Genomic DNA, 994 nt, shown 5'->3' on the forward strand with positions numbered 1-994 from the left:
ACATAAAAAGAGACCGAATACGATTCCTGTATTCGGTCCAGGGAAATGGCTCTTGGGAGAGAGCCGTGCGCTAAAAGTTGGCATTAATGCAGGCTAAGTTACCCTGCCATTTAAGAATAGATGACAGCGCCAGGTTTTCCAGTCCGCGACTAAAGTGGTCTGAAAAAAAGGGAGATTGTCACTCGCTACAATGTAAAAACCGCAAGTTCTCCTGTGAGATCCTTGCGGTTTTTTATTGGAAATCAGAGCACTACATCTGACAATTAACAGAGTTTTTCTGCGCGCTCGATAAACAGAGCAAGGCTCATTTTTTCGCCAGGTTTAGTCGGATCGTCAATCTGGATAACGTCGATCGGTTTTGCCGTGGTTTTACCGCTCTCAACCTGCTGTCTGGCAACATCATTCAGCGGGTATTGCACCAGCGTGCTGGGATTGATGACATACAGCGCGTTGCCCGGACGGCAGGTCAGCATCACCTCTTCACGATTAAACGCCCATTTATCTTTGCCAACCTCAAAACGGCTGACGGTAATGACCTGCGGCGCAGCCAGTGCCACTCCCGAACTTGCCAGTAGCAATAAAGAGATAATAATTTTTTTCATACGTTTTGCCAGTCCATCAATCAGAACGGTTCGAGGGTTGCAAACAGGCTGACAATTGCCAGCACAACAGCGCCTATACCCCATTCCAGCTTCGTCATCCAAATAAAATAGAGGGTCATGCAGCGGTTATCCTGCTGCATACGTGGAACAAGAACATACCGATTCACCAGCGCAATCGCCACCATTAGCATGACCAGGGCACATTTTAACAACAGCAGTCTCCCATAAGCCGCATGCCAGGGAACAGAAAAACCGACAATAAACAGCGCATTCATGATGCCGGTAAGCAACACGCCAATCACAAAAAGATGCCCATAGCGGGAGAAGCGCATCATGGTACTGATGGCTTGATCGCGCCAGCGTCCTTGCGCCATTCTCATACAGTAGAGCAC

Annotated in this window: 2 protein-coding genes; both read right to left on the reverse strand. The window is 48.4% G+C overall.

Features of this window, described 5'->3' with window-relative positions:
• Positions 1–263: 263 nt before the first annotated feature.
• Positions 264–602: a YebY family protein gene (locus JTI85_RS13440; RefSeq protein ID WP_219351622.1), complete on the reverse strand. Its 339-nt coding sequence runs from the start codon at positions 600–602 to the stop codon at positions 264–266.
• A gap of 20 nt (positions 603–622) precedes the next feature.
• Positions 623–994: CopD family protein (locus JTI85_RS21470; protein WP_255574759.1), on the reverse strand; the 372-nt coding region annotated here is incomplete at its 5' end.

Origin of the sequence: Citrobacter sp. Colony219 (assembly GCF_019382635.1) — a bacterium.
Classification (GTDB): Bacteria; Pseudomonadota; Gammaproteobacteria; order Enterobacterales; family Enterobacteriaceae; genus Citrobacter; species Citrobacter youngae.